This window comes from Nocardioides sp. NPDC092400, from assembly GCF_040684155.1.
In the GTDB taxonomy this organism is placed as follows: Bacteria; Actinomycetota; Actinomycetes; order Propionibacteriales; family Nocardioidaceae; genus Nocardioides.
On sequence record NZ_JBFBFJ010000005.1, the window covers coordinates 80,847 to 101,882 of the forward strand.

The 21,036-nt window shown below is 74.8% G+C and carries 20 protein-coding genes and 1 tRNA gene; 7 read left to right on the plus strand and 14 right to left on the minus strand.

The window, feature by feature from the left end; all coding sequences use genetic code 11:
• Positions 1–16: 16 nt before the first annotated feature.
• Together AB0N29_RS15890 and rpsT are read left to right on the plus strand one after the other, a co-directional pair.
• The gene (locus tag AB0N29_RS15890; protein WP_364868183.1) at positions 17–979 is read left to right on the plus strand and encodes a hypothetical protein; all 963 of its coding nucleotides are present in this window, start codon (positions 17–19) and stop codon (positions 977–979) included.
• A 149-nt stretch (positions 980–1,128) separates the two neighbouring features.
• The gene (gene rpsT / locus AB0N29_RS15895; RefSeq protein WP_302267336.1) at positions 1,129–1,389 is read left to right on the plus strand and encodes a 30S ribosomal protein S20; all 261 of its coding nucleotides are present in this window, start codon (positions 1,129–1,131) and stop codon (positions 1,387–1,389) included.
• A gap of 79 nt (positions 1,390–1,468) precedes the next feature.
• On the opposite strand, the gene holA is transcribed toward rpsT, so the two are convergent.
• From holA to leuS, 5 genes are all read right to left on the minus strand, one after another.
• Positions 1,469–2,458 (minus strand): DNA polymerase III subunit delta, encoded by a 990-nt coding sequence (holA, locus tag AB0N29_RS15900; RefSeq protein WP_302267337.1) that lies wholly within the window; start codon positions 2,456–2,458, stop codon positions 1,469–1,471.
• Between the two features lie 53 nt (positions 2,459–2,511).
• On the minus strand, positions 2,512–4,806 hold the full coding sequence (locus AB0N29_RS15905) for a ComEC/Rec2 family competence protein (protein WP_364868186.1): 2,295 nt from the start codon (positions 4,804–4,806) through the stop codon (positions 2,512–2,514).
• A complete protein-coding gene (locus AB0N29_RS15910; protein ID WP_364868188.1) occupies positions 4,799–5,842 on the minus strand; it encodes a helix-hairpin-helix domain-containing protein in 1,044 nt (347 codons plus the stop codon). The genes AB0N29_RS15905 and AB0N29_RS15910 overlap by 8 nt, the downstream gene beginning before the upstream one ends.
• Positions 5,843–6,173: 331 nt before the next feature.
• On the minus strand, positions 6,174–7,055 hold the full coding sequence (locus tag AB0N29_RS15915; protein WP_364868190.1) for a DegV family protein: 882 nt from the start codon (positions 7,053–7,055) through the stop codon (positions 6,174–6,176).
• A gap of 4 nt (positions 7,056–7,059) precedes the next feature.
• The gene (gene leuS / locus AB0N29_RS15920; RefSeq protein ID WP_364868192.1) at positions 7,060–9,561 is read right to left on the minus strand and encodes a leucine--tRNA ligase; all 2,502 of its coding nucleotides are present in this window, start codon (positions 9,559–9,561) and stop codon (positions 7,060–7,062) included.
• A gap of 207 nt (positions 9,562–9,768) precedes the next feature.
• Between leuS and AB0N29_RS15925 the strand changes: the two genes are divergently transcribed.
• Both AB0N29_RS15925 and AB0N29_RS15930 read left to right on the plus strand, forming a co-directional pair.
• Positions 9,769–10,764 carry an NAD-dependent epimerase/dehydratase family protein gene (locus tag AB0N29_RS15925; RefSeq protein ID WP_364868194.1) on the plus strand — a complete coding sequence of 332 codons (996 nt, stop codon included), beginning with the start codon at positions 9,769–9,771 and terminating at the stop codon, positions 10,762–10,764.
• Positions 10,765–10,774: 10 nt separating this feature from the next.
• Positions 10,775–11,536, plus strand: a complete 762-nt coding sequence (locus AB0N29_RS15930) for a 3-oxoacyl-ACP reductase family protein (RefSeq protein WP_302267343.1) — start codon at positions 10,775–10,777, stop codon at positions 11,534–11,536.
• On the opposite strand, the gene AB0N29_RS15935 is transcribed toward AB0N29_RS15930, so the two are convergent.
• Positions 11,529–12,521, minus strand: a complete 993-nt coding sequence (locus AB0N29_RS15935; protein WP_364868197.1) for an AraC family transcriptional regulator ligand-binding domain-containing protein — start codon at positions 12,519–12,521, stop codon at positions 11,529–11,531. The two genes, AB0N29_RS15930 and AB0N29_RS15935, sit on opposite strands and share 8 nt — an antisense overlap.
• A gap of 70 nt (positions 12,522–12,591) precedes the next feature.
• Here AB0N29_RS15935 and AB0N29_RS15940 point away from each other — a divergent pair, with 70 nt between their 5' ends.
• On the plus strand, positions 12,592–14,052 hold the full coding sequence (locus tag AB0N29_RS15940; RefSeq protein WP_364868199.1) for an NAD(P)/FAD-dependent oxidoreductase: 1,461 nt from the start codon (positions 12,592–12,594) through the stop codon (positions 14,050–14,052).
• 28 nt (positions 14,053–14,080) lie between these two features.
• Here AB0N29_RS15940 and AB0N29_RS15945 read toward each other — a convergent pair whose 3' ends face one another.
• Both AB0N29_RS15945 and AB0N29_RS15950 read right to left on the minus strand, forming a co-directional pair.
• Positions 14,081–14,608: a DNA starvation/stationary phase protection protein gene (locus tag AB0N29_RS15945; protein WP_364868201.1), complete on the minus strand. Its 528-nt coding sequence runs from the start codon at positions 14,606–14,608 to the stop codon at positions 14,081–14,083.
• Between the two features lie 62 nt (positions 14,609–14,670).
• Entirely contained in the window at positions 14,671–16,332 is a 1,662-nt protein-coding gene (locus tag AB0N29_RS15950) for an acyl-CoA synthetase (protein ID WP_364868203.1), read from the minus strand.
• A 140-nt stretch (positions 16,333–16,472) separates the two neighbouring features.
• Here AB0N29_RS15950 and AB0N29_RS15955 point away from each other — a divergent pair, with 140 nt between their 5' ends.
• Positions 16,473–16,928, plus strand: a complete 456-nt coding sequence (locus tag AB0N29_RS15955) for a hypothetical protein (protein WP_302267349.1) — start codon at positions 16,473–16,475, stop codon at positions 16,926–16,928.
• Positions 16,929–17,007: 79 nt separating this feature from the next.
• On the opposite strand, the gene AB0N29_RS15960 is transcribed toward AB0N29_RS15955, so the two are convergent.
• From AB0N29_RS15960 to AB0N29_RS15985, 6 genes are all read right to left on the minus strand, one after another.
• Positions 17,008–17,080: transfer RNA gene (locus AB0N29_RS15960), tRNA-Ala, on the minus strand.
• Between the two features lie 50 nt (positions 17,081–17,130).
• Positions 17,131–17,787 carry a histidine phosphatase family protein gene (locus AB0N29_RS15965; RefSeq protein WP_364868206.1) on the minus strand — a complete coding sequence of 219 codons (657 nt, stop codon included), beginning with the start codon at positions 17,785–17,787 and terminating at the stop codon, positions 17,131–17,133.
• 3 nt (positions 17,788–17,790) lie between these two features.
• Positions 17,791–18,168: a ribosome silencing factor gene (rsfS, locus tag AB0N29_RS15970; protein ID WP_302267351.1), complete on the minus strand. Its 378-nt coding sequence runs from the start codon at positions 18,166–18,168 to the stop codon at positions 17,791–17,793.
• Positions 18,165–18,812 carry a nicotinate-nucleotide adenylyltransferase gene (nadD, locus tag AB0N29_RS15975; protein ID WP_302267352.1) on the minus strand — a complete coding sequence of 216 codons (648 nt, stop codon included), beginning with the start codon at positions 18,810–18,812 and terminating at the stop codon, positions 18,165–18,167. The genes rsfS and nadD overlap by 4 nt, the downstream gene beginning before the upstream one ends.
• 5 nt (positions 18,813–18,817) lie before the next feature.
• Positions 18,818–18,973, minus strand: a complete 156-nt coding sequence (locus AB0N29_RS15980) for a hypothetical protein (RefSeq protein WP_302267353.1) — start codon at positions 18,971–18,973, stop codon at positions 18,818–18,820.
• A 26-nt stretch (positions 18,974–18,999) separates the two neighbouring features.
• Entirely contained in the window at positions 19,000–20,259 is a 1,260-nt protein-coding gene (locus AB0N29_RS15985) for a glutamate-5-semialdehyde dehydrogenase (protein WP_364868210.1), read from the minus strand.
• An 87-nt stretch (positions 20,260–20,346) separates the two neighbouring features.
• Here AB0N29_RS15985 and AB0N29_RS15990 point away from each other — a divergent pair, with 87 nt between their 5' ends.
• Positions 20,347–21,009, plus strand: a complete 663-nt coding sequence (locus AB0N29_RS15990; RefSeq protein WP_364868212.1) for a hypothetical protein — start codon at positions 20,347–20,349, stop codon at positions 21,007–21,009.
• The last annotated feature ends 27 nt before the right edge of the window (positions 21,010–21,036 follow it).

Consider the following 21,036-nt stretch of genomic DNA (forward strand, 5'->3'; position numbering starts at 1 on the left):
GCCGCAGGATGCTCCGGTGAGCGTCCTGTCCGTCCCGCACGGCCGCACCGCACGTCGGCTGGAGTGGCACTTCCTGCCCCCGCACGTGCGGGACCTGGTCGCGCAGCGCTGCGGCTCGCCGGTGGTGGGCGCCCGCTCGCAGACGAGCGGCTTCACCCCCGGCTTCGCGTCGGTCCTGACCTGCGAGGACGGCAGCCGTCACTTCGTCAAGGCCGCCTCGGTCGTCGCCCAGCGGGCGTTCGCGGAGTCCTACCGCGAGGAGGCGCGTGCGCTCGGGGCGCTGCCCGCGGCGGTGCCCGCGCCGTCGCTGCGCTGGTCCCACGACGACGACTGGGTCGTGCTCGGCATCGAGCACGTCGAGCACGTCACCCCGCCCCGCCCCTGGCGCACCGAGGACCTCGACCGGGCGGTGGCGATGCTCGGCGTCGTGGCGGAGGCGCTCACCCCGGCGCCCCCCGGCCTGGCTACGGCCACCGCGGCCGAGGAGATGGCGGGCTGGCCGTCGTGCTGGGACCGCGTCCTCCTCCAGGACCTGGGCCGCGGCCTCGCCGTCCCGGGGCTGGCCGAGCACGGCGCGGAGGCCGCCGGGCTGGCCCGGCTCGCCCTGTCGGTGACCGCCGGCGACACGCTCGTCCACGCCGACGTCCGCGACGACAACGTGCTGCTCGCCGCCGACGGCCGGGTGCTGCTGTGCGACTGGACCTGGCCGGTCCGCGGTGCGGCGTGGTTCGACACCGTCGCGCTGCTCATCGGCGCGCGCGAGGACGGGCTGGACGTCGACGCCGTGCTCGCGCGGGCGCCGCTGACGCGGGACGTGCCGGCCGACCACGTCGACGCGGTCCTGGCGCTGCACGCGGGATACTTCCTCGTGATGCAGGCCCAGCGGGTACCGGCGACCTCGCCGTTCCTCCGGACCTCGCAGCGCCGGCGGGCCGAGGCGACGTGGGGCTGGCTGGCGCAGCGTCGCGGCTGGTCGTGAGCGATTTGGGCGGCCCGAACGCCCGCTGCTAATCTCGTACGTCGCATGTCCGGCGCCCACCCCATGGGCGGAGGCGCCGACAGCACCGAGGACCTGCACCACCAGCACCACCCAGCACAGCACCCCACACCTACGACGAAGGCGCAGTAGTGGCGAACATCAAGTCCCAGATCAAGCGGAACAAGCAGAACGAGAAGCGTCACGAGCGGAACAAGGCCGTCAAGACCGGCCTGAAGACCGCCGTGAACAAGTTCCGCAAGGCCGCCGAGGCGGGCGACAAGGAGACCGCGTCCACCGCGGCCCGAGACGCGTCGCGCCTGCTGGACAAGGCCGCCTCCAAGGGCGTCATCCACAAGAACCAGGCCGCGAACCGCAAGTCCGCGATCGCCAAGAAGGCCGCCTCTCTCTGAGGCCCCTCGCGAACAGGCGTCGACCCCTCGGGTCGACGCCTTCTTCGCGTTGTGGGCCCGCTCGGCGGCCGCGGGGTCGTCAGCGGGTGTCGCGCAGGGCGGTGATGGTCAGCACCAGCCGCTCGAGGGTGTACGACGCGTCACTGGCCGCGCCCTTGATGTCGGCGTCGGCCTGGGCGACCGCGCGGATCGCGCGAGCCAGGCCCTGCTCGGACCAGCCGCGGGACTGGTCGCGGATCGAGCGCAGCTTCCACGGCGGTACGCCGACTTCGCGGGCCAGGTCGGCCTCCCGCATGCCGCGCGGCGCCCCCTGGTAGCGGGCCAGCCCACGCGCCCCGCCGGCGAAGGCCGAGGTCACCAGCACCGGCGCCGTCCCACCGTCGATCGCCCACCGCAGCTCCTCGAGCGCGACCTGGCGGCGGCCGGAGAACGCCGCGTCCGCGACGGCGAAGGACTTGGCCTCGGCCCGTCCGCCGAAGTACCGCTTGACCTTCTCGGTGTCCAGAGGCTGGCCGAGGAAGTCGTGGGTCAGCTGGTGGGCGGCGGCGGACAGCGAGCGCAGGTCCTGGCCGACGGCCGAGACGAGGAAGGATGCCGCCTCCTGGTCGATGGTCGAGCCGTGCCGACGCACCTCGGCGGCGACGAACCCCGGGAACTCCGAGGCCTTGAGCTCCCCGGACTTCGACTCGGTGACGCCGGCCGCCTTGCGGAGCTTGGTGAGCACCCCGCTGCCCTTCGGCCCTCCGCCGTGCACGAGCACCAGGGCGACGTCCTCGACCGGGGCGTCGGCGTAGGACAGCAGCCCCGCGACCGACTCCTCGGGGAGGTTCTCCAGGGCCCGCACGACCACGCACCGGGTGCTGGAGAAGAGCGAGGGGGCCGACATCTCGCCGAGGGTGGCCAGCGTCAGGTCGCCGGCCGACGTCTCCGTGAGCTCCGCCTCGGCGTCGTGCGCACGCACCGCCTCGCGCACCGCCGAGACGGTGCGCTCGTTGAGGAACTCCTCCTTGCCGGTCACCAGGGTGACCCGGCCCAGGACGTCTGCTGCCTTCGGACCTGCTGCTGCCATGGTGCGCCCAGCCTCCCACAGCCGACCGACGGCGCCGCGCCTCGGCCGCCCCCTCACCGGCGGGTGCGGGTGGCGGGACCGTCCGCGGTGGCCAGGACCAGGACGTCGCCGTCCTCGTCGGTGCGTCGCACCTCGGCGCCGGCCGCCGCCAGCGGTCCCAGCACGTCGTCGGCGGGGTGGCCGTAGTCGTTGTCCCGGCCCACCGAGACCAGCACCACCTGAGCCTCGAGCGAGGCGAGGAACGGCAGGTCCTGGTACCTGCTGCCGTGGTGCGGCAGCTTGAGCACGTCGACGCGCAGGCCGGGCAGCGCCCGGGCGAGCGCGGCCTGGCCCGGGGGCTCGAGGTCCCCGGTGAGCAGCACGCGCACACCCGCCAGCTCGGCGAGCAGCACCACGCTCCCGTCGTTGGCCGACTCCCCCGGCTCCCCCGTCGGCCGCGTCGTGGCGGTGGGCAGCGGCCACAGCGCCTGCAGCGTCACCTGCCCCACCCGCCGCGTCGCGCCGTACGACGCCGCCCGGACCTCCAGCCCGGCCGCTGCCGCCGCGGCGTCGACGTCCGCGACGCCGCCGGCCGGGTCGAGCACGGGCGTCGTCTCGACCGCACCGACCGCGCGGCCGTCCAGGACGCCCGCGAGCCCGTCGACGTGGTCGGCGTGGAAGTGGGTGAGCACGACGAGCGGCACCCGCTCGACCCCGAGGTCGTCGAGGCACCGGTCGACAGCTCCCGGCTCGGGCCCGGCGTCCACGACGACCGCCTCCCCCGGCCCCGAGCGCAGCACCAGCGCGTCGCCCTGCCCCACGTCGCACATCGCCACGACCCAGTCCCCCGCCGGCCACCCCGGGGTCGGCGGACGCACCAGCACCACCACGGCGAGGACCGCGGCCAGCGCCAGCGCTGTGGACCGCCGGGCGAGCAGCGGCCGCAGCGCCAGGGCCAGGAGCACGCAGCCGACCGCGAGGAGCGCGAGCGCCACGGGGCCCGTGCCCCAGCCCACCGCGGCCGTGGGCAGGTCGGCCCCCCGGTCGGCCACCGCCACGATCCACCCCACGCACCACCCGGCACCGGTGCCGAGCACCCGCCCCGCGGGCTCCCAGACCAGCCCGACCAGGCCGCCGGCGAGCCCCAGGACGGTCGCGGGACCGACCACCGGAGCCACCACGAGGTTCGCCGCGACCGCGACCAGGCTGACCTCGCCGGAGAGCGCAGCGACGACGGGGGTGCAGGCGAGCTGGGCAGCGAGCGGCACGGCCACCGCCTCGGCCACCCACCTCGGTGTCCAGCGGGCCAGGGCGTCGCGCCAGACCGGCGCGAGCACCAGGATGCCGGCCGTCGCGAGGACCGACAGCGCGAACCCGGGCGAGACCGCCAGGCCTGGTTGCACGAGCAGCAGGACCACGACCGCCACGCCCAGCGCCCGGAAGCCCCGCTGCAGCGCGTGCACACCGAGCGCCAGCAGCGCGACCGAGCCCATCACCGCGGCGCGGAGCACGCTTGGCTCCGTGCGGGCGAGCAGCACGAACCCGACGATGCCGAGGGCGCCCACGACGTACATGCCCCGCCCCCGGACGCCGCACCACCGGGCCAGGAGGAGCAGGAACCCGACGACGAGGGTCAGGTTGGTGCCGGAGACGGCGAGCAGGTGGGTGAGGCCGGTCGTCCGGAAGTCCTCCTCGAGCTCCTCGTCGAGCAGCTGGTCGTCGCCGGTGACCAGCGCCGGGACCAGCGCCGCCTGGTCAGCGGGCCGGTGGGCCACCGCGTCGCGGATCGAGGAGCGGACCGCGTCCGCACCGCGCCACCACGGGCCGGGGCCGGCGAGCAGCTGCGGCGTGCCCGCCACCAGCACTCCGGCGAGGTCCTCGCCCTCCGCGGTGTCCAGCCGCCCGGTGACCCGGACCGTCGAGCCGAGCCTGACCTCGGCCCAGGGCTCGTCGCCGAGGACGAGCACCCGGGTGACCAGCCGCGTGGTCGTCCCCCGCCCGGTGACCTCCACGACCTCCAGCCGGGTGAGCACCCGGTCGGCGAACCCGCCCTCCACCGGACGCGGGTCGGCCACCACCGTCCCGGTCACGGTCACCGCGGCGCGCTCCCGGGCGAGGTCGGCGACCGGGTTGGTCGCCGTCTGCTCGGCCCGCACTGCGGCCGAGCACCCGACGGCCGCAACCACCAGCACGACGGCGGCGACGGTGGTCAGCCGCCCGCGGTCGCATGCGACCGCGGCGAGCGCCGCCAGCAGCACCAGCCCGGCGGCCAGGCCCAGGAGCGGCCCGGGCAGCAGCTGCGCCGCGAGGCCGGCGAGCCACGCGCCGGCGGCGAGCAGCGGCATCCGGACGTCGACGCGCTCAGCCACCTCCCACCGTCACGTAGGGCCGCACCTGCCCGAGCGTCGCCTCACCGATCCCGTCCACCTCGAGCAGCTCGTCGACGGCGCTGAAGCCACCGTGCTGCTCGCGCCAGGCCACGATCGCCGCGGCCGTCACCGGCCCCACCTCCGGGAGCGCCTCCAGCTCGACGGGGGTGGCCAGGTTCAGGTCGACCAGGGCGGTCGGCGCGCCCGGCGTCCCAGGAGTCCCCGAGGTGCCGGGAAGGGTCCCGGGGACGCCTGCCGGCGCGGTCGCCGGCCTGCCCACCACGACCTGCTCCCCGTCGACCAGCAGCCGGGCCAGGTTGAGGCCGGACAGGTCCGCGCCCGGTCGCGCGCCGCCGGCCGCCTCGAGTGCATCGACGACCCGCGCGCCGCTCTCGAGCACGACGATGCCGGGCCGGCGCACCTTGCCCGCCACGTCGACGACGAGCTCGGCGGCCGCGGCCGCGGTGGCGTCATCCGTGCCGACTGCGGGTGCGGGCGCGGGCGCGGGCGCCGCCGCCGGCGGCACCTCCACCAGGTCCGCGACCGGCGACGTCTCCACCGGCGTGGGCGCCACGGGCGCCGACGGGTCGCCCCGAACGACCCACCAGCAGGTCACCGCCAGCCCGATCGCCACCACCACGGCCACGACGGTCAGCTGGGCGCTGCCGAGCGCCGCCCGGCCGCGCAGCGTCTCCGGCACCGCGCCGACCGCCGCCGGCACGAGCGACCGCGGACGGCGGGCCGCGTGCCGTCCGGGCACCGGCACCGCCGGCGGCTGCCACGCGGGCTCCGGGTCCGGAGGTGGCTCGGCCGCCGCGACCCGGGGTCGGATCCGGGTGTGCTCGCTCGTCCAGTCCGGCTCGGTGGGCGGCGGCTCGGTCAGGGGCGCGGCGTACGGCTCGGGCTCTCGCCCCGGTGAGGGCTCCAGGGGCGGGCCCCAGGCCGGCGGCCGCTCGGCGGCGAGCTCGGCGCTCAGCAGGGCCAGCCGTCGGGCGACGGCCTCCTGGTGCTCGGCGGTGGCACGGCGGGTACGCATGCCTGCGACGCTAGGTACGCCGGGCCGCCGCTGCCCGCGGCCGGGCACCGGCTGTGGACCGTGCTGCGCGGCGGCCGGCCTGTGCGCGACAACCGGGCGCCGGCGCCGTACCGCCGGCTCCTCAGGGGAAACCTGTGCTTCTCAGGCGATGCTTCCCCTGAGAAGCGCTGGTTTCCCCGGGGCCCCGGGGAAACCGGCACGCCACCACCCCGCCCCGACGACCTTCCGGGGCAGTCCCTCGCTCACCGGGGCAGATCTACCCCGGAAAGCGCAGGAGTCCCCGGTGGACCGGGGACTCCTGCAGCACGCCTGCGACGCCAGCCGGGCGACCTCAGGGACGAGGCGCGACGCAGACGGCCAGCATGCCGGGGCCGACGTGGGCGCCGAGGACGGCGCCGAGCTCGCCGCACCAGACGTCGCGGCCCTCGAGCTGGTCGGCGAGCCGCTCGGCCAGCCGGTCGGTGAGGGCGGCTGCGCGGTCGGCGCTGGCGAGGTGGGCGACGCACACGTCGACCGATTGGTCGCCGGCGGCCTCGGCGGCGAGCTCCTCGAGCCGGGCGAGCGCGCGCTGGGAGGTGCGCACCCGCTCGAGCGACTCGACCCGGCCGTCGCTGATGGTCAGCAGCGGCTTGACCGCGAGCGCCCCGCCGAGCAGCGCGGCGGCGGCGCCGATCCGGCCGCCGCGGCGGAGGTACTCCAGGGTGTCGACGTAGAACAGCGAGGACGAGGCCTCGGCGCGGGCGCGGGCCGCCTCGGCGACCTCCTCGGCCGAGCCGCCGGCCGCGGCGACCTCGGCGGCCGCCAGCGCGGCGTACCCGGTCGCGACCCCCACCTGGCGCGAGTCGACGGCGATGACCGGGACGGAGGCCTCGCGAGCCGCGAGCTGCGCGGACTCGAAGGTCCCGCTCATGTCGCCGGAGATGTGGACCGACACGATCGAGGTGGCCCCGTCGGCGACCGCGCGCTCGTACGCCGCCGCCATGGTCGCCGGGGAGGGCCGCGAGGTGCTGACCGGTGTGAAGGACTTCAGCGCGGCCGCGACCATGTCGGGGGTCGCCCCGTGCTCGCCCTCGTCGTGCACCTGCGCGCCGATGACGACCTGCAGCGGCACGACGAGGAGACCGTGCTCGGCCACCACCTCCGCGGGGAGGCTGGCGGTCGAGTCGGTGACGACGACGGTGCGTCCGGAGGACACCGGCGAGTCGGCGGGCATGGCCTCAGACCACCACGTTGACCAGCTTCGGCGCCCGGACGACCACCTTGCGGACCGGGCGCCCGTCGATCGCCCGGACCACCGCCGGGTCGGCCATCGCGAGCTGCTCCAGGTCGGCCTCGGAGATGTCGGGGGCGACCTCCAGGCGGGCCTTGACCTTGCCCTGGATCTGGACCACCGCGGTCACGGTGTCCTCGACCAGCAGCGCGGGGTCGACCGTCGGCCAGCCGACGCGGGCGACGGTCGGCTGGTGACCGAGCCGCTCCCACATCTCCTCGGCGGTGTACGGCGCCACGAGGGACAGCAGGACCGCGACCGCCTCCACGGCCTCGCGCACCGCGGGGTCGGCCGGGCCGCAGCCGGAGTCGATGGCCTTGCGGGTGGTGTTCACCAGCTCCATCGTCCGGGCGACCACCACGTTGAACCGGTGCCCCTCGATCAACTGCTCCACCTCGTGCAGCGTCTTGTGGGTCGCCTTGCGCAGCGCGAGGTCGCCGCCCTCGACGGGCGTGCCGGCCGGGGCCGTGACGTCACCGGCCAGGCGCCAGGCGCGCTGGAGGAACTTCACGGCGCCACCGGGCGACATGTCGGCCCAGTCGATGTCGTCCTCGGGCGGGCCGGCGAAGACCATCGTCAGCCGCACCGCGTCGACGCCGTAGGTGTCGATCATCTCGCCGAGGTTGACGCCGTTGCCCAGCGACTTCGACATCGCCTTGCCCTGGTTGATGACCTGGCCCTGGTTGAGCAGCGCCGAGAACGGCTCGACGAAGTCGACCATCCCCATGTCGTGCAGCACCTTGGTGAAGAACCGGGAGTAGAGCAGGTGCAGGATCGCGTGCTCGACGCCGCCGACGTACTGCGCGACCGGCATCCACTCGCGCGCCTGCTCGGGGTCGAACGGTCCCTGGTCGTAGGAGGGGTCCAGGTAGCGCAGGTAGTACCACGAGGAGTCGACGAAGGTGTCCATCGTGTCGCTGTCCCGCTTGGCGGGGCCGCCGCAGGAGGGGCACTCGGTGTTGACCCACGCCTCCGCGGCCGCCAGCGGCGAGACGCCCTTGGGCTTGAGGTCGGCGCCCCTGAGGTCGTCGGGCAGCCGCACCGGCAGCTGGTCCTCCGGCACCGGGACCTCGCCGCAGTCGGGGCAGTGGACGATCGGGATCGGCGCGCCCCAGAAGCGCTGGCGGCTCAGCAGCCAGTCGCGCAGCCGGAAGTTCACCGTGCCGGTGCCGCGGCCGTCGGCCTCGAGCTGCTCGATGATCCGGCTGATGCCGGCGGCCTTGTCGCTCAGCCCGTCCAGCGGCCCGCTGTTGACGTAGGTGCCGTCACCGGTCGTGACGACGTACGTCTCCTCGGGGTTGCCCTCCTCGTCGGGCACCGCCACGACGCGCCGGACCGGCAGCCCGAAGACCTTCGCGAAGTCCAGGTCGCGCTGGTCGTGCGCGGGGACGGCCATGATCGCGCCGGTGCCGTAGTCGGCCAGCACGTAGTCCGAGGCCCAGACCGGCATCCGCTCGCCGGTGACCGGGTTGACCGCGGTGACGCCGAGGTCGACACCGGACTTCGGCCGCTCGGTGGAGAGCCGGTCGATGTCGGAGGCCTTGCGGATCTCCTCGACGTACGCCGCCAGCGCGGGCTCCTGGGACGGCGCGACGACCTCGGCGGCCAGCTTCGCGTCCGCGGCCACCACCATGAAGGTCGCGCCGTACAACGTGTCGGGGCGGGTCGTGAAGACCGTGACCGTCCGGGACTCCCCCGAGGCCAGCTCGATGTCGAAGTCGACGTGCGCGCCCTCGGAGCGGCCGATCCAGTTGCGCTGCATCGCCAGGACGCGGTCGGGCCAGGTGCCCGAGAGCGCGTCCATGTCGTCGAGCAGCCGCTGGGCGTAGTCGGTGACCTTGAAGTACCACTGGTTCAGCTCGCGCTTGGTCACCTCCGCCCCGCACCGCTCGCACATGCCGCCGACGACCTGCTCGTTGGCGAGCACCGTCTGGTCGTTCGGGCACCAGTTGACCGGGCTGTTCTTGCGGTAGGCCAGGCCCCGCTCGCGGAACTTCAGGAACAGCCACTGGGTCCAGCGGTAGTACTCCGGGTCGGAGGTGTGCAGGCGCCGCGACCAGTCGAAGGAGATGCCGTAGCGGCGGAAGGACTCCGCCTGGGTCTCGATGTTGGCGTAGGTGTAGGTCGCCGGGTGCTCGTCGTTGCGGATCGCGGCGTTCTCGGCGGGCAGGCCGAAGGAGTCCCAACCGATGGGGTTGAGGACGTCGTAGCCCTTCTGCCACCAGTAGCGCGCGATGACGTCGTGCAGCGCCATCACCTCGGCGTGGCCCATGTGCAGGTCGCCGGAGGGGTAGGGGAACATCGTCAGCGCGTAGCGCTTCTCCGCCCCGGGCGCGGCGCTGCCGGCGCGGAACGGGTCGAGGTCCTCCCAGACCCCGCGCCACTTCTCCTGCGCCGCGGTCATGTCGTACGTCGCGGCCTCGTCCGGCCGGCCCGCCTGCTCGCTCATCTGCGTGTCTCTTCCCGTCTTGTGCGTGAGGTGGTCGTCCTGCTCGGTCCCGGTCACGCCCGGGCATGACTGCGCACACAAAAAAGGCCCCTCTCTCGCGAGGGGCAGCCGCGTCGGGTCGTGCTCGTCGACGCGGCTAGGTAAGGAGCAGGGTCCTGCGCATGGCGGCCATGGTACCGCGACCGGCGCCGGGGGTACGGGGCCGCCATGACCGAGACCGACCTGACCGTGGCCGTCACCGGGCCGACCGGCACCTTCGGCGCGGGGCTGCTCCCGCTGCTCGAGGCCGACGAGCGGGTACGGCGCGTGGTGGGCGTCGCCCGGAGCGAGGTCGACCCGGCGGCGCGCGGCTGGGTGAAGACGACCTACCGGCGTGGCGACGTGCGCGACCGGGCCGCCCTGGCGGAGGCGTTCGCCGGGGCCGACGTGGTGGTGCACCTGGCCTTCGCCATCGTCGGCGGCTCGGCCGAGGCGACCCGGGCGATCAACGTGGAGGGCACCCTCAACGCGTTCCGCGCGGCAGCCGACGCGGGGGCCCGGCGGTTCGTCCACGCCAGCTCGGTCGCGGCGTACGGCTTCCACCCCGACAACCCGGTCGGCATCACCGAGGACTGGCCGGTCCGCCCGGCCGACCGGCTCTTCTACGCCCGGGAGAAGGCCGAGCTGGAGGTGCTGCTGCGCGAGGAGGCCGCCGAGCGCGAGGGGATCGGCCTCTACCTGCTGCGCCCGCCGATCGTCGTCGGCCCGAACGCCGTCGGGGGCAAGGTGCGGCTGCCGGAGTGGGCCCGTGGCCTCGGTGCCGTGCTGCGGCACCTGCCCACGCGGCTGCCGCCGGTCCCCGTGCCGGTCCCGGACCTCCCCCTGCAGCTGGTCCACGAGTCCGACGTCGGGCAGGCGCTGCTGCGGTGCGTGGTCGCCGCCGGCCCGCCGGGCGCCTACAACATCGCCGCGGACGACACGCTGACCGCGGCGGACGTGGTGCGCGTCCTGGGCGGCGTCCCGGTCCCGCTGCCGGCCCGTCCGGCGCACGCGGCCGCCCGGCTCGCGGCGGCCGTGCCGGGCCTCCCCCAGCCCGCGCAGTGGGTCGAGGCGCTGGCCCACCCGGCGATCATGGACACCACGCGCGCCAAGGAGCAGCTGGGCTGGACACCCCGGGTCAGCGCTGCCGACGGCCTGCGCGAGACGCTCGGGGTGCGGGCCTAGAGTGCCCGCCATGACCGTCACCGACATGTTCCGACTCGACGGCAAGGTCGCCGTCGTCACCGGTGCGAGCAGCGGCCTCGGCGTCGCGTTCGCCCAGGCCTTCGCCGAGGCCGGCGCCGACGTGGTCCTCGGCGCGCGCCGCGCCGACCGGCTCGCCGAGACCGCCCGCCTGGTCGAGGCCGCCGGCCGCCGGGCGCTGCCGGTGCCTACCGACGTCGCCGACCCCGACTCCTGCACCAACCTCGTCGCGCTGGCGATGGAGGAGCTCGGCCACGTCGACGTCCTGGTCAACAACGCCGGCATCGGCACCGCGGTCCCGGCCACCCGCGAGACCCCCGAGCAGTTCCGCGGCGTCGTCGACGTCAACCTCAACGGCTGCTACTGGATGGCCCAGGCGTGCGGACGCGTCATGCAGCCCGGCTCCAGCATCGTCAACATCTCCTCGGTCCTCGGCCTCACCACCGCCGGGCTCCCGCAGGCGGCGTACGCCGCCACCAAGGCCGGCCTGATCGGCCTGACCCGCGACCTCGCGCAGCAGTGGACCGGCCGCAAGGGCATCCGCGTCAACGCGATCGCGCCGGGCTTCTTCGACACCGAGATGACCGAGCAGTACCCGCCGGGCTACCTCGAGTCCCGCCAGGACCGCATCCCGCTGGGCCGCAAGGGCGAGCCCGCCGAGCTGGCCGCGGCCGGGGTCTTCCTCGCCTCCGCCGCGGGCGGCTACATCACCGGCCAGACCCTCGTCGTCGACGGCGGCATGACGATCACCTGAGCCGCTCGCCCCGGGCGTACGCCGCCGGCGGCACGCCCGTCCACCGCGTGAACGCGTGGGTGAACGCCGCCGCGTCGGCGTACCCCAGCCGGCGCGCCACGTCGGCCACCGGCAGCGTCGCGCGCGACTCCAGCAGCGAGCGCGCCAGCGACTCCCGGACCTCCTCGACGAGGGCCCGGTAGCCGACCCCGGCGTCGGCGAGCCGGCGCCGGAGGCTGCGCTCGCTCAGGCCGAGGCCGCCGGCGACCGCCGCCATCGGCGCCCCCTCGGGCAGCCGCTGGGTGACCAGCACCTGCACGTCGCGCGCCACCCCGGTGCGCTCGCGGCGGCGGGCGACGACGTCGCGGCACATGTCCTCGGCGAGCTGCGCGCCGGCCGTCGAGGTGTCGCGCGGCAGCGGCCGGTCGAGCTCGGAGGCGGCCAGGTCGAGCACCCCCAGGTCGGTCCCGAGGGTCCGCGTGGCCCCCAGCCCGCCGGGCACCAGCGAGTCCGCGACGACGTGGATCGCCGTGGTGTCCCGGGCGACCAGGAAGGCCCGCACGTCACCGGGCAGGCCGCTGCCGTCCACGACCAGCCGCACGCGGTCGCCGGACAGCTCCGCGCGCGGCAGCGCGAAGGCGTAGGAGAGGTCGATGAAGCGCAGCGTCACCTCCATGGCCTCGCGGACCGTCCGGCTGGCGAGCAGCGCGTAGCCCAGGACGCCGAACGACGAGGCCCGGTACGTCGCCCCGACGTGGCCGCCCGACCCGGGCAGCAGCCGCTGCAGCGTCCGCACGACCAGCAGCTCCTGCGCGGCGGTCACCTCGCGGCCCGGCACCGCCAGGTCGGCCGCCCGCAGGCCGGTGCCGGCCAGCACCACGTCCGCACCCACGCCGCGCGCCGCGGCGTACCCCACGAGGTGGGCGGTCCCCGCCGCGGCCCGTGGGAACTCCCAGTCCCGCGCGGCCGGCTCGACGACCTGCACGGGGTGCGCGTCGTCCTCCATGGCCGGAATTATCAAGCACGGTGGGCGCGACGCCTCCCCCGCCACCCCGGCCGCTCCTAGGTTCGTCGCCATGGCAGACCAGCAGGGACCCCGCGTGGTGATCATCGGCGCCGGCTTCGGCGGCCTGGGCGCGGCCCGCGCGCTGCGCGAGCAGGGCATCACCGACATCACCGTGCTGGAGCGCGCCGACGACGTGGGCGGGGTGTGGCGGGACAACACCTACCCGGGTGCCGCCTGCGACGTGCCGTCGCCGCTCTACTCGTGGTCGTGGGCGCAGAACCCCCACTGGAGCCGCCGCTACGGGACCCAGCCCGAGATCCTGGAGTACCTCCGCTCCGCCGCCCGGGACGAGGGCCTGCTCCACTTGGTCCGGACCGGCCAGGAGGTCACCTCCGCGGCGTACGACGAGGCGACCGCGGCCTGGCGCGTCGAGACCGCCGCGGGCGAGACCTACGAGGCCGAGGTGCTGGTCTCGGCGGTCGGACAACTCTCCAACCCCGCACTGCCGAAGGTGCCCGGCCACTTCGAGGGCCCGGCCTTCCACTCCGCCCAGTGGCGCCACGACGTCGACCTGGACGGCAAGCGGGTCGCCGTCGTGGGGACCGGCGCGAGCGCCGTCCAGTTCGTGCCCGGCATCGTCGACCGCGTCGGGTCGATGACGGTCTTCCAGCGCTCGGCCCCCTACGTCCTGCCCAAGCCCGACCAGGAGTACCAGGCGCACCACCACCGTCTCTTTGAGCGGTTCCCGGCGGCCCTGCGCGCCGAGCGGCGGGCGGTCTTCTGGCTGACCGAGCGCTTCAACGGCGCCCTGGCCGGCGACTCACCCGGGACCAGGCCGCTGATGGCGGCGATCAAGGCGACGTGGAGGGCGCACCTGCGGGCCCGGGTCAAGGACCCTACCCTGCGCCGCCGGCTCGTCCCGGACTACCCGCTGGGCTGCAAGCGGGTGCTCTTCAGCAACCAGTGGTACCCCGCACTGGCCCGCGAGCACGTCGAGGTCGTGCCCGAGGAGGTCACCGGCCTCGAGGCGACCGGCGTCCGGACCGCCGACGGTCGCCTCCACGAGGCCGACGTGCTCATCTGGGGCACCGGCTTCGCCGCGACGGAGTTCCTGGCGCCGATGAAGGTGACCGGGCGGGGCGGCCGGGACCTGCACGAGCACTGGTCCGACGGCGCCCGCGCCCACCTGGGGATCACGGTGCCCGGCTTCCCGAACCTGTTCTGCATCTACGGACCCAACACCAACCTGGGCGGCAGCTCGATCATCGCCATGATGGAGGGCCAGGCCGGCTACGTCGCCCGGGTCGTCCGGCGCCTCGCGGACCGCGGGCTGCGGACCGTCGAGCCGACCGCCGTCGCCGCCGACGCCTACGACCGGGAGATGCAGTCGCGACTGGCGACCAGCGCCTGGGCCGGGTGCAACAGCTGGTACGTCGACGGGCCGCGCATCACGACGAACTGGCCGGGCCTGGTCGCGGAGTACCAGGCCCGGACCGCCGAGGTCGACTGGGACGAGCTGCAGCTCGCCTGACCCGCCGACCGCGGCCGCCGGCCGCGGGTCAGCGGTGCAGCGAGCGCGGCAGGCTGCGGTTGGCGACCCGGTTCTCGGCGTCGATCATCCAGGCGAGCTGCTCGAGGCGCTCGATGATGACGTGGAGGATGTCGGCGGAGGTCGGGTCCTCGGCGTCGACGTCGTCGTGGATGCGCCGCGCGGTGCCGGTGACGGCGTAGATCGCGGTCGTGACCAGGTCGACGCACTCGGCGGTGTTCACCTCGCCGTTCGGGAACGGCGGCAGCGAGGTCTGCGCGGCGACCGTCGCGGAGCGGCCGTCGGGGACGACGTACAGCGCGCGCATCCGCTCGGCGACCTGGTCGGAGTACTCCCGGGCGGCGTCGACGACCTCGTCGAGCTGCAGGTGGAGGTCGCGGAAGTTCAGGCCGACGACGTTCCAGTGGGCCTGCTTGCCCTGCAGGTGCAGCTCGATCAGGTCGACGCTGAGCTGCTGCAGGTGCGAGGCGAGCTGCTCGGAGGCGGTGAAGGCCGGCTTGGCGACGTGGGTCTGGTCGGGGTGCAGGAGTTCGGTCATGGGCAGGACGATATCGGCTTTTCTGGATCCGTTCCAGAAAGGAGAGGCTCCCCTAAGCACCGTCAGGCGGGGGCGGGCTCCGCCGTCGCCCGTACCTTGGCCCAGCGGTAGTCCGCCTTGCCCGACGGGGAGCGCTCCACCAGCCCGACCCGGACCACGGCCCGCGGCACCTTGTAGCGCGCGACGTGCTTCGCGCACTCCGCGAGCAGCTCCTCGTCGGTGGCGGTGGCCCCGTCGGCGAGCTGGACGACCGCGACCGGCTCGCTCCCCCACCGCTCGGAGGGCCGACCCACCACGACGACGTCGCGCACCGCGGGGTGGTGGGCCAGCGCGCGCTCCACCTCCTCGACGAAGATCTTCTCGCCGCCGGAGTTGATCGTGACCCCGTCCCGGCCGAGCAGCCGGATCCGGCCGTCCTCGAGCAGGTCCGCGCGGTCGCCGGGGATCGAGAACCGCTCGCCGTCGATGACCGGGAAGGTGCGCGCCGTCTTGGCGGCGTCGCCCAGGTAGCCGAGCGGAACCCGGCCGCGCTGCGCCAGCCAGCCACCTCCCTCCCCGGGCTGCAGCACCCGCGTCAGCAAGTCGTCGACCACCGTCGTCGCCGGCACCGGCGCGAACGTGGCGGCGTCGGCCGCCATCCCCCTCAGCGACATCGAGCTCATCTGCAGGCCGGTCTCGGAGGACCCGGCCGCGTCCATGACCACCATGTGCGGGGCGAGCTCGAGGAACCGGTCGCGCACCGCCGGCGTCAGCGGGGCGCTGCCGTTGTTGATCGCCGCCAGCCCGGAGAGGTCGTAGTCGCCCCGCTCGATCTCGTCGATCAGCGGGCGCACGACGGCGTCGCCGACCACGGGGATGCTGACCGCCCCCTCTCGGATCGCGGTGCTGAGCACGTCGGCGGCGTCGAGGTGGTCCACATGGTGGGGCAGCACGATCCTGCCGCCGCCGGTGATGGTGTGGAACGTCGACCACTGGGCGGCGCCGTGCATGAACGGGAGGGCCATCAGCAGCGTCATCCCGCCGCCGGCGGCGCGGGCCGTCTCCGCGATCGCGTCGTACGACGCGTGCGGCTCGGTGGTGCCGAACGGCGTGCCGCCCATGGAGGTGACGTAGATGTCGTCCTGGCGCCAGAGCACGCCCTTGGGCATCCCCGTCGTGCCGCCGGTGTAGAGCACGAACAGGTCGTCGGGCGACGGCTCGGGCATCCCGTCGGGCGGCTCCGGCGTGCGGACCGCCTGCTCGTAGTCGACCGCGCCGGGCAGCAGCTCGTTCCCGGACCCGTCGGCGACCTGCACGAGGACCCGCAGCTGCGGCAGCCGCTCGCGGACCGCGGCCACCCGCGGGGCGAACTCCGCGTGGTAGACCAGCGCGGTCGCGGCGGAGTCGGCCAGGAGGTAGGCCAGCTCCTCCTCGACGTAGCGGTAGTTGACGTTGACCGCCGTCGCGCGGGCGCGGTAGCTGGCGAGCATGCCCTCGAGGTACTCGTTGCCGTTGCGCAGGTGGAGCGCCACGTGGTCCTGGCCCGACTCGTGCCCGGCGAGGCCGGCGCGCTCGGTGCGGCAGCCGAGGCCCGCGGCGCGCAGGTGGTGGGCCAGGCCGTCCACCCGGCCGTCGAGCTCGCGGTAGGTGAGCCGCCGGTCCCGCCAGACCAGCACCTCCTGGTCGGGCACGGCCTCGGCCACGGTCCGGAACACCGTCGAGAGGTTGAACTGCTGCGGGCTCATCGCGCCTCCTGGGTGGAACAGGTTGCAGAAACCGTAGAGCACCAGCACGCCGGTGTGACGAGCGTTACGGTCCTGTACCAGGGACGGAGATGCGGCTTCCTCGTTGAGGGGACGCCGTGGCCGACGGGAGGGGACAGAGGATGGACCGGGTCGAGGACCTCGTGCACGAGGCGCTGTCGGAGTACGCCGTGCAGGGCGACGCCTACCTCGCGCGGGCTGCGGAGCGGCTCTCGCCGGGGCTCGGCCGCTTCGGCCTGGTCGTGCTGATGCGCATCGACCGCTACCGCCGGCTGCGCGAGTGCGACCTCATCGCCCAGCTGCGCGTGCCCACCGAGGACATGTGGCGCCTCGTCGACGACTTGGTGGCGCGCGGCCTGGTGTCCCGGACCGGGTCGCGGCCGCGGGCGGTGCTGCAGCTGAGCGAGCGCGCCGCCGCGTCCCTCGCCGACGCCGCGGACGAGCGGCGCGGGCGGATCCTCGACAGCCTCGAGGAGTTCACGCTCGAGGAGAAGGAGGTCTTCGCCCGTCTGTTCGCGAAGTTCGTCCAGCGCGACGACCTCGTCGTGCGCTCGCTCGACCTCCCGCAGCGCCGCTGACCCCACACGCACGACGCAGCGAGAAGCAGACAGGGCGCGCCTCCTCGTGGAGGAGACGCGCCCTGCTGATCTTCTTCGGTGGAGCTGAGGGGACTCGAACCCCTGACCCTCTGCATGCCATGCAGATGCGCTACCAGCTGCGCCACAGCCCCAAGCCTGTCGCCGTCCGGGTCTCCCCGTCAGGCGGCTCGCAGAATGTTACTCATACGCGTTCCGAAGACGAAATCCGGGTGTCGGTGGCGGTCCGGTTGTAGGCCACGAGCCGCATCGGCGCCCCCGGCTCGGCCTGGTCGAGCTCGACCCACCCGCAGTTGGTGAGCCCGTGCAGCGCGGCCCGCTCCTCCACGGGCCACCCGAGGAGAGCCGGGACGGCGTCGCGGATGGCAGCGCCGTGGGAGACGGCCACCCCGAGCTCGCCGGGGCCGATCGCGGCCAGCAGGTCGCCGACCGCGGCCCGGACGCGGTCGGCGACCGCACGGGCGCGCTCCCCGCCGGGGACCACGTCGAAGTCACCGGTCCGGAAGGCGGCGAACTCCTCGGGCGCCAGCGCGGCGTACTCCTCGTGGGTCAGGCCCTGCCGCTCGCCGAGGAAGTACTCCCGCAGGCGTGCGTCGTACGTCGGGTCGAGCCCGGTCTCCTTCGCGACGTACGCCGCGGTCTGGCGCGCCCGCGCGCTGTCGGAGGACCACAGGGCGGCCGGACGCATCGCGGCGACGACCACCGCGGCCGCGGCCGCCTGCTGGTGGCCGAGCTCGTCGATCTCGACGTCGAGCTGGCCCTGCACCCGGCGCGCCGCGTTCCAGGCCGTCCGGCCGTGCCGCAGCAGCACCAGCCGGCGGGCCGGGACCTGCCCGACCACGCCTCAGCGCTCGTGCGAGACGACGTCCGCGGGCAGCTGGATGCTCGGGCAGTCGCGCCACAGCCGCTCGAGGGCGTAGAACTGGCGCTCCTCCTCGTGCTGGACGTGGACGACGATCTCGCCGTAGTCGATGAGGACCCAGCGGCCGTCGCGCTCGCCCTCCCGGCGGATCGGCTTGGCGCCGATCTCGCGGAGCTTGTCCTCGACCTCGTCGACGATGGCCTTGACCTGGCGGTCGTTGGTCGCCGAGGCGAGGACGAAGGCGTCGGTGATCGCCAGCTGCTCGCTGACGTCGAAGGCGATGATCTGCTGGGCGAGCTTGTCGCTGGCCGCGCGGGCGGCGGCGTGGACGAGCTCGAGGGCGTGGTCGGTGGCGGTCATGAGTCTCCGAGGGTGGGGTCCGGCGGGTCGGCCACCGGGGCGTCCGGTGGGTAGAGGTCGTGCTTGGCGATGTACTGCACGACGCCGTCGGGCACGAGGTACCAGACGGGTTCGCCGCGGCGGGTCCGCGCGCGGCAGTCGGTCGAGCTGATCGCCAGGGCGGGGATCTCCACCATGGTGACCCGGTCGGCCGGGATCGAGGACAACGTCGCCTCGTCCATCGTGTAGCCGGGCCGGGTGCAGCCGACGAACTGCGCGAGCGAGAACAGCTCCTCGGCGTCGCGCCAGGTGAAGATGTCGGCCAGCGCGTCCGCGCCGGTGATGAAGTAGAGGTCGGCCTCCGGCATCGCCGCCCGCAGGTCGCGCAGGGTGTCGATCGTGTACGTCGGCCCCGTGCGGTCGACGTCGACCCGGGAGACCGTGAACCGCGGGTTGGACGCCGTCGCGACGACGGTCATCAGGTAGCGGTGCTCGGCCGGCGAGACGCCCCGGTCGGACTTCTGCCAGGGGTCGCCGGCGGGGACGAAGACGACCTCGTCGAGGTCGAACCACGACTGCACCTCCGCCGCCGCCACGAGGTGGCCGTGGTGGATGGGGTCGAAGGTCCCGCCCATCACGCCGACGCGGCGCCGGCGCTCGGTCACGGTGCTCAGCTGTGCTCGCGCCCGCCGCCGAAGGCCACGAGGGCGAGCATCATGCCGAGGAGGATGACGAGGGCGACGGCCCCGACGCCCCAGCTCAGGGCGTGGTCGACCTCGTGGTGGGACTCCTCGGCGGCGGCGAGGACGACGAGCGCGTTCAGCATGGGGGGCAGCCTACCGGGCGCCCGGCTCAGCGGACGTGCCCGTCCCCCGTCACGACGTACTTGGTCGTCGTCATCTCGGGCAGGCCCATCGGGCCACGGGCGTGGAGCTTCTGGGTGCTGATGCCGATCTCGGCCCCGAACCCGAACTCCCCGCCGTCGGTGAACCGGGTCGAGGCGTTGACCAGCACCGCCGCGGAGTCCACCTCGGCGACGAACCGGCGGGCCGCCCGCTGGTCCTCGGTGACGATCGCGTCGGAGTGGCCGCTGGAGAAGCGCCGGACGTGCGCGAGCGCCGCGTCGAGGTCGGGCACGACGGCCGCGGAGATGTCGAGGGAGAGGTACTCGGTGGCGAAGTCCTCCTCGGTCGCCGGCACGACGCCGTCGTGCGCCGCGAACTCCTCGTCGCCGTGGACGGTCACCCCGCCCTCGCGGAGCGCGGCGACGACCCGGGGCAGGAACGCCTCGGCCACGTCGGCGTGGACGAGGAGCGACTCCGCGGCGTTGCACACGCTCGTGCGGTGGGTCTTGGCGTTCAGCACGATGGCGAGCGCGCGGTCCAGGTCGGCGGCGCGGTCGACGTACACGTGGCAGTTGCCGACGCCGGTCTCGATCACCGGCACCGTGGACCCCTCCACCACCGACCGGATCAGGCCGGCACCGCCGCGCGGGATCAGCACGTCGACGTGCCCGCGGGCGCGCATCAGCGCCTGGACGGTCGCGCGGGAGTCGCTCGGCACCAGCTGCACCACGTCGGCCGGGAGCCCCGTGGCCGCGGCCGCCCCGCGCAGCACCTCGACGATCGACGCGTTGCTCGCCGCGGCGCTGGAGGACCCGCGCAGCAGCACCGCGTTGCCCGACTTCAGGCAGATCCCGGCCGCGTCCGCGGTCACGTTGGGTCGCGCCTCGTAGATCATCGCGACCACGCCGAACGGGACCCGCAGCTGGCGCAGCTCCAGGCCGTTGGCGAGCGTGCCGCCCCGGACGACCTCGCCCACCGGGTCGGGGAGCCCGGCCACGTCGCGCAGCCCCTGGGCCATCCCGGCGAGCCGCTCGTCGGTCAGCCGCAACCGGTCGACGACGTTCGGCGGCGTGCCGCCCTCCTCGGCGCGCGCGACGTCCTCGGCGTTGGCGGCGAGGAGCGGCTCGGCGTGGGTCCCGAGGGCGGCGGCCATCGCCAGCAGCGCGGCGTCCTTCTCTGCCCGGGTGGCCAGCGCGAGCGCCCGCGAGGCCTCGCGTGCGCGGATGGCGAGGTCGACGACGTCCTGCTCGGTGGTGCCGGTGCTCATGGCCGGAGCGTAGCCAGGCGGCGCCGGCCGGGCTCCGCCGTCCCGGCCCGCGGTTTCCCCGGGTGACCGGGCGGGCATGAGCCGCCCGTGACCCGCCACCGCTCGGCGTACGCCGCCGCCCTCCTGCTCGCCGGACTCACCGCTCTCACCGCTGGGTGCTCCGGCGACGACGAGGCCGGGCCGGCCCCCGAGGACGCGGGCACGGCCTCCGCCTCGGCCTCCGCGACCGCCGGCGCCTCGGCAGGCGTGACCGCCGGCGCGTCGGCCGGCACGACCGCGACACCGGCCCGGCTCGTGGCCGAGCGGAACGGGTCCGGCGCCTCCTGCCTGGAGCGGGTGCGGCGCGGGGACCGCTACACCGTCCACGACCCGACGCTGGTGGCCGAGGGCGACGTGACGATCACGCGGGTCGACGCGGCCCCCTCCGATGGCACCGTCGCGCTGCTGGAGGACCAGCAGGTCGTGACCGTCACCTCCGAGGAGGGCTTCGGGCCCGGCGTCGCGATCGGCGAGGAGTGGCCGATCCGCGGCGACGCGGTGCTGCGGAGGAAGACCGACTGGGCCGCTCGCGGCCCGCTCGTCGGCCGCGAGGTCGCCGACGGCGAGCGCATCCTCCCGCTGCTGGGCTTCCGCGTCGCGGCCACCGACGTCGTCGTCGAGGGCGTCGACATCACCTACGAGGGCGCCGACGGCGTCCCGCAGACGGTCCGGGCCGCGGTGGGCACCCGGGTCGCCGCCGGCGCCTGCTGAGCGCGGCCGCCCGGCGCCGTACGCGAC

Bases quoted from the DNA above. Each gene is read 5' to 3' on its own strand.
- holA (WP_302267337.1), bottom strand. From the start codon at position 2,458: ATGGCAGCAGCAGGTCCGAAGGCAGCAGACGTCCTGGGCCGGGTCACC.
- AB0N29_RS15910 (WP_364868188.1), bottom strand. From the start codon at position 5,842: ATGCGTACCCGCCGTGCCACCGCCGAGCACCAGGAGGCCGTCGCCCGA.
- AB0N29_RS15915 (WP_364868190.1), bottom strand. From the start codon at position 7,055: ATGCCCGCCGACTCGCCGGTGTCCTCCGGACGCACCGTCGTCGTCACC.
- leuS (WP_364868192.1), bottom strand. From the start codon at position 9,561: ATGAGCGAGCAGGCGGGCCGGCCGGACGAGGCCGCGACGTACGACATG.
- AB0N29_RS15925 (WP_364868194.1), top strand. From the start codon at position 9,769: ATGACCGAGACCGACCTGACCGTGGCCGTCACCGGGCCGACCGGCACC.
- AB0N29_RS15930 (WP_302267343.1), top strand. From the start codon at position 10,775: ATGACCGTCACCGACATGTTCCGACTCGACGGCAAGGTCGCCGTCGTC.
- AB0N29_RS15935 (WP_364868197.1), bottom strand. From the start codon at position 12,521: ATGGAGGACGACGCGCACCCCGTGCAGGTCGTCGAGCCGGCCGCGCGG.
- AB0N29_RS15940 (WP_364868199.1), top strand. From the start codon at position 12,592: ATGGCAGACCAGCAGGGACCCCGCGTGGTGATCATCGGCGCCGGCTTC.
- AB0N29_RS15945 (WP_364868201.1), bottom strand. From the start codon at position 14,608: ATGACCGAACTCCTGCACCCCGACCAGACCCACGTCGCCAAGCCGGCC.
- AB0N29_RS15950 (WP_364868203.1), bottom strand. From the start codon at position 16,332: ATGAGCCCGCAGCAGTTCAACCTCTCGACGGTGTTCCGGACCGTGGCC.
- AB0N29_RS15955 (WP_302267349.1), top strand. From the start codon at position 16,473: ATGGACCGGGTCGAGGACCTCGTGCACGAGGCGCTGTCGGAGTACGCC.
- rsfS (WP_302267351.1), bottom strand. From the start codon at position 18,168: ATGACCGCCACCGACCACGCCCTCGAGCTCGTCCACGCCGCCGCCCGC.
- AB0N29_RS15980 (WP_302267353.1), bottom strand. From the start codon at position 18,973: ATGCTGAACGCGCTCGTCGTCCTCGCCGCCGCCGAGGAGTCCCACCAC.
- AB0N29_RS15985 (WP_364868210.1), bottom strand. From the start codon at position 20,259: ATGAGCACCGGCACCACCGAGCAGGACGTCGTCGACCTCGCCATCCGC.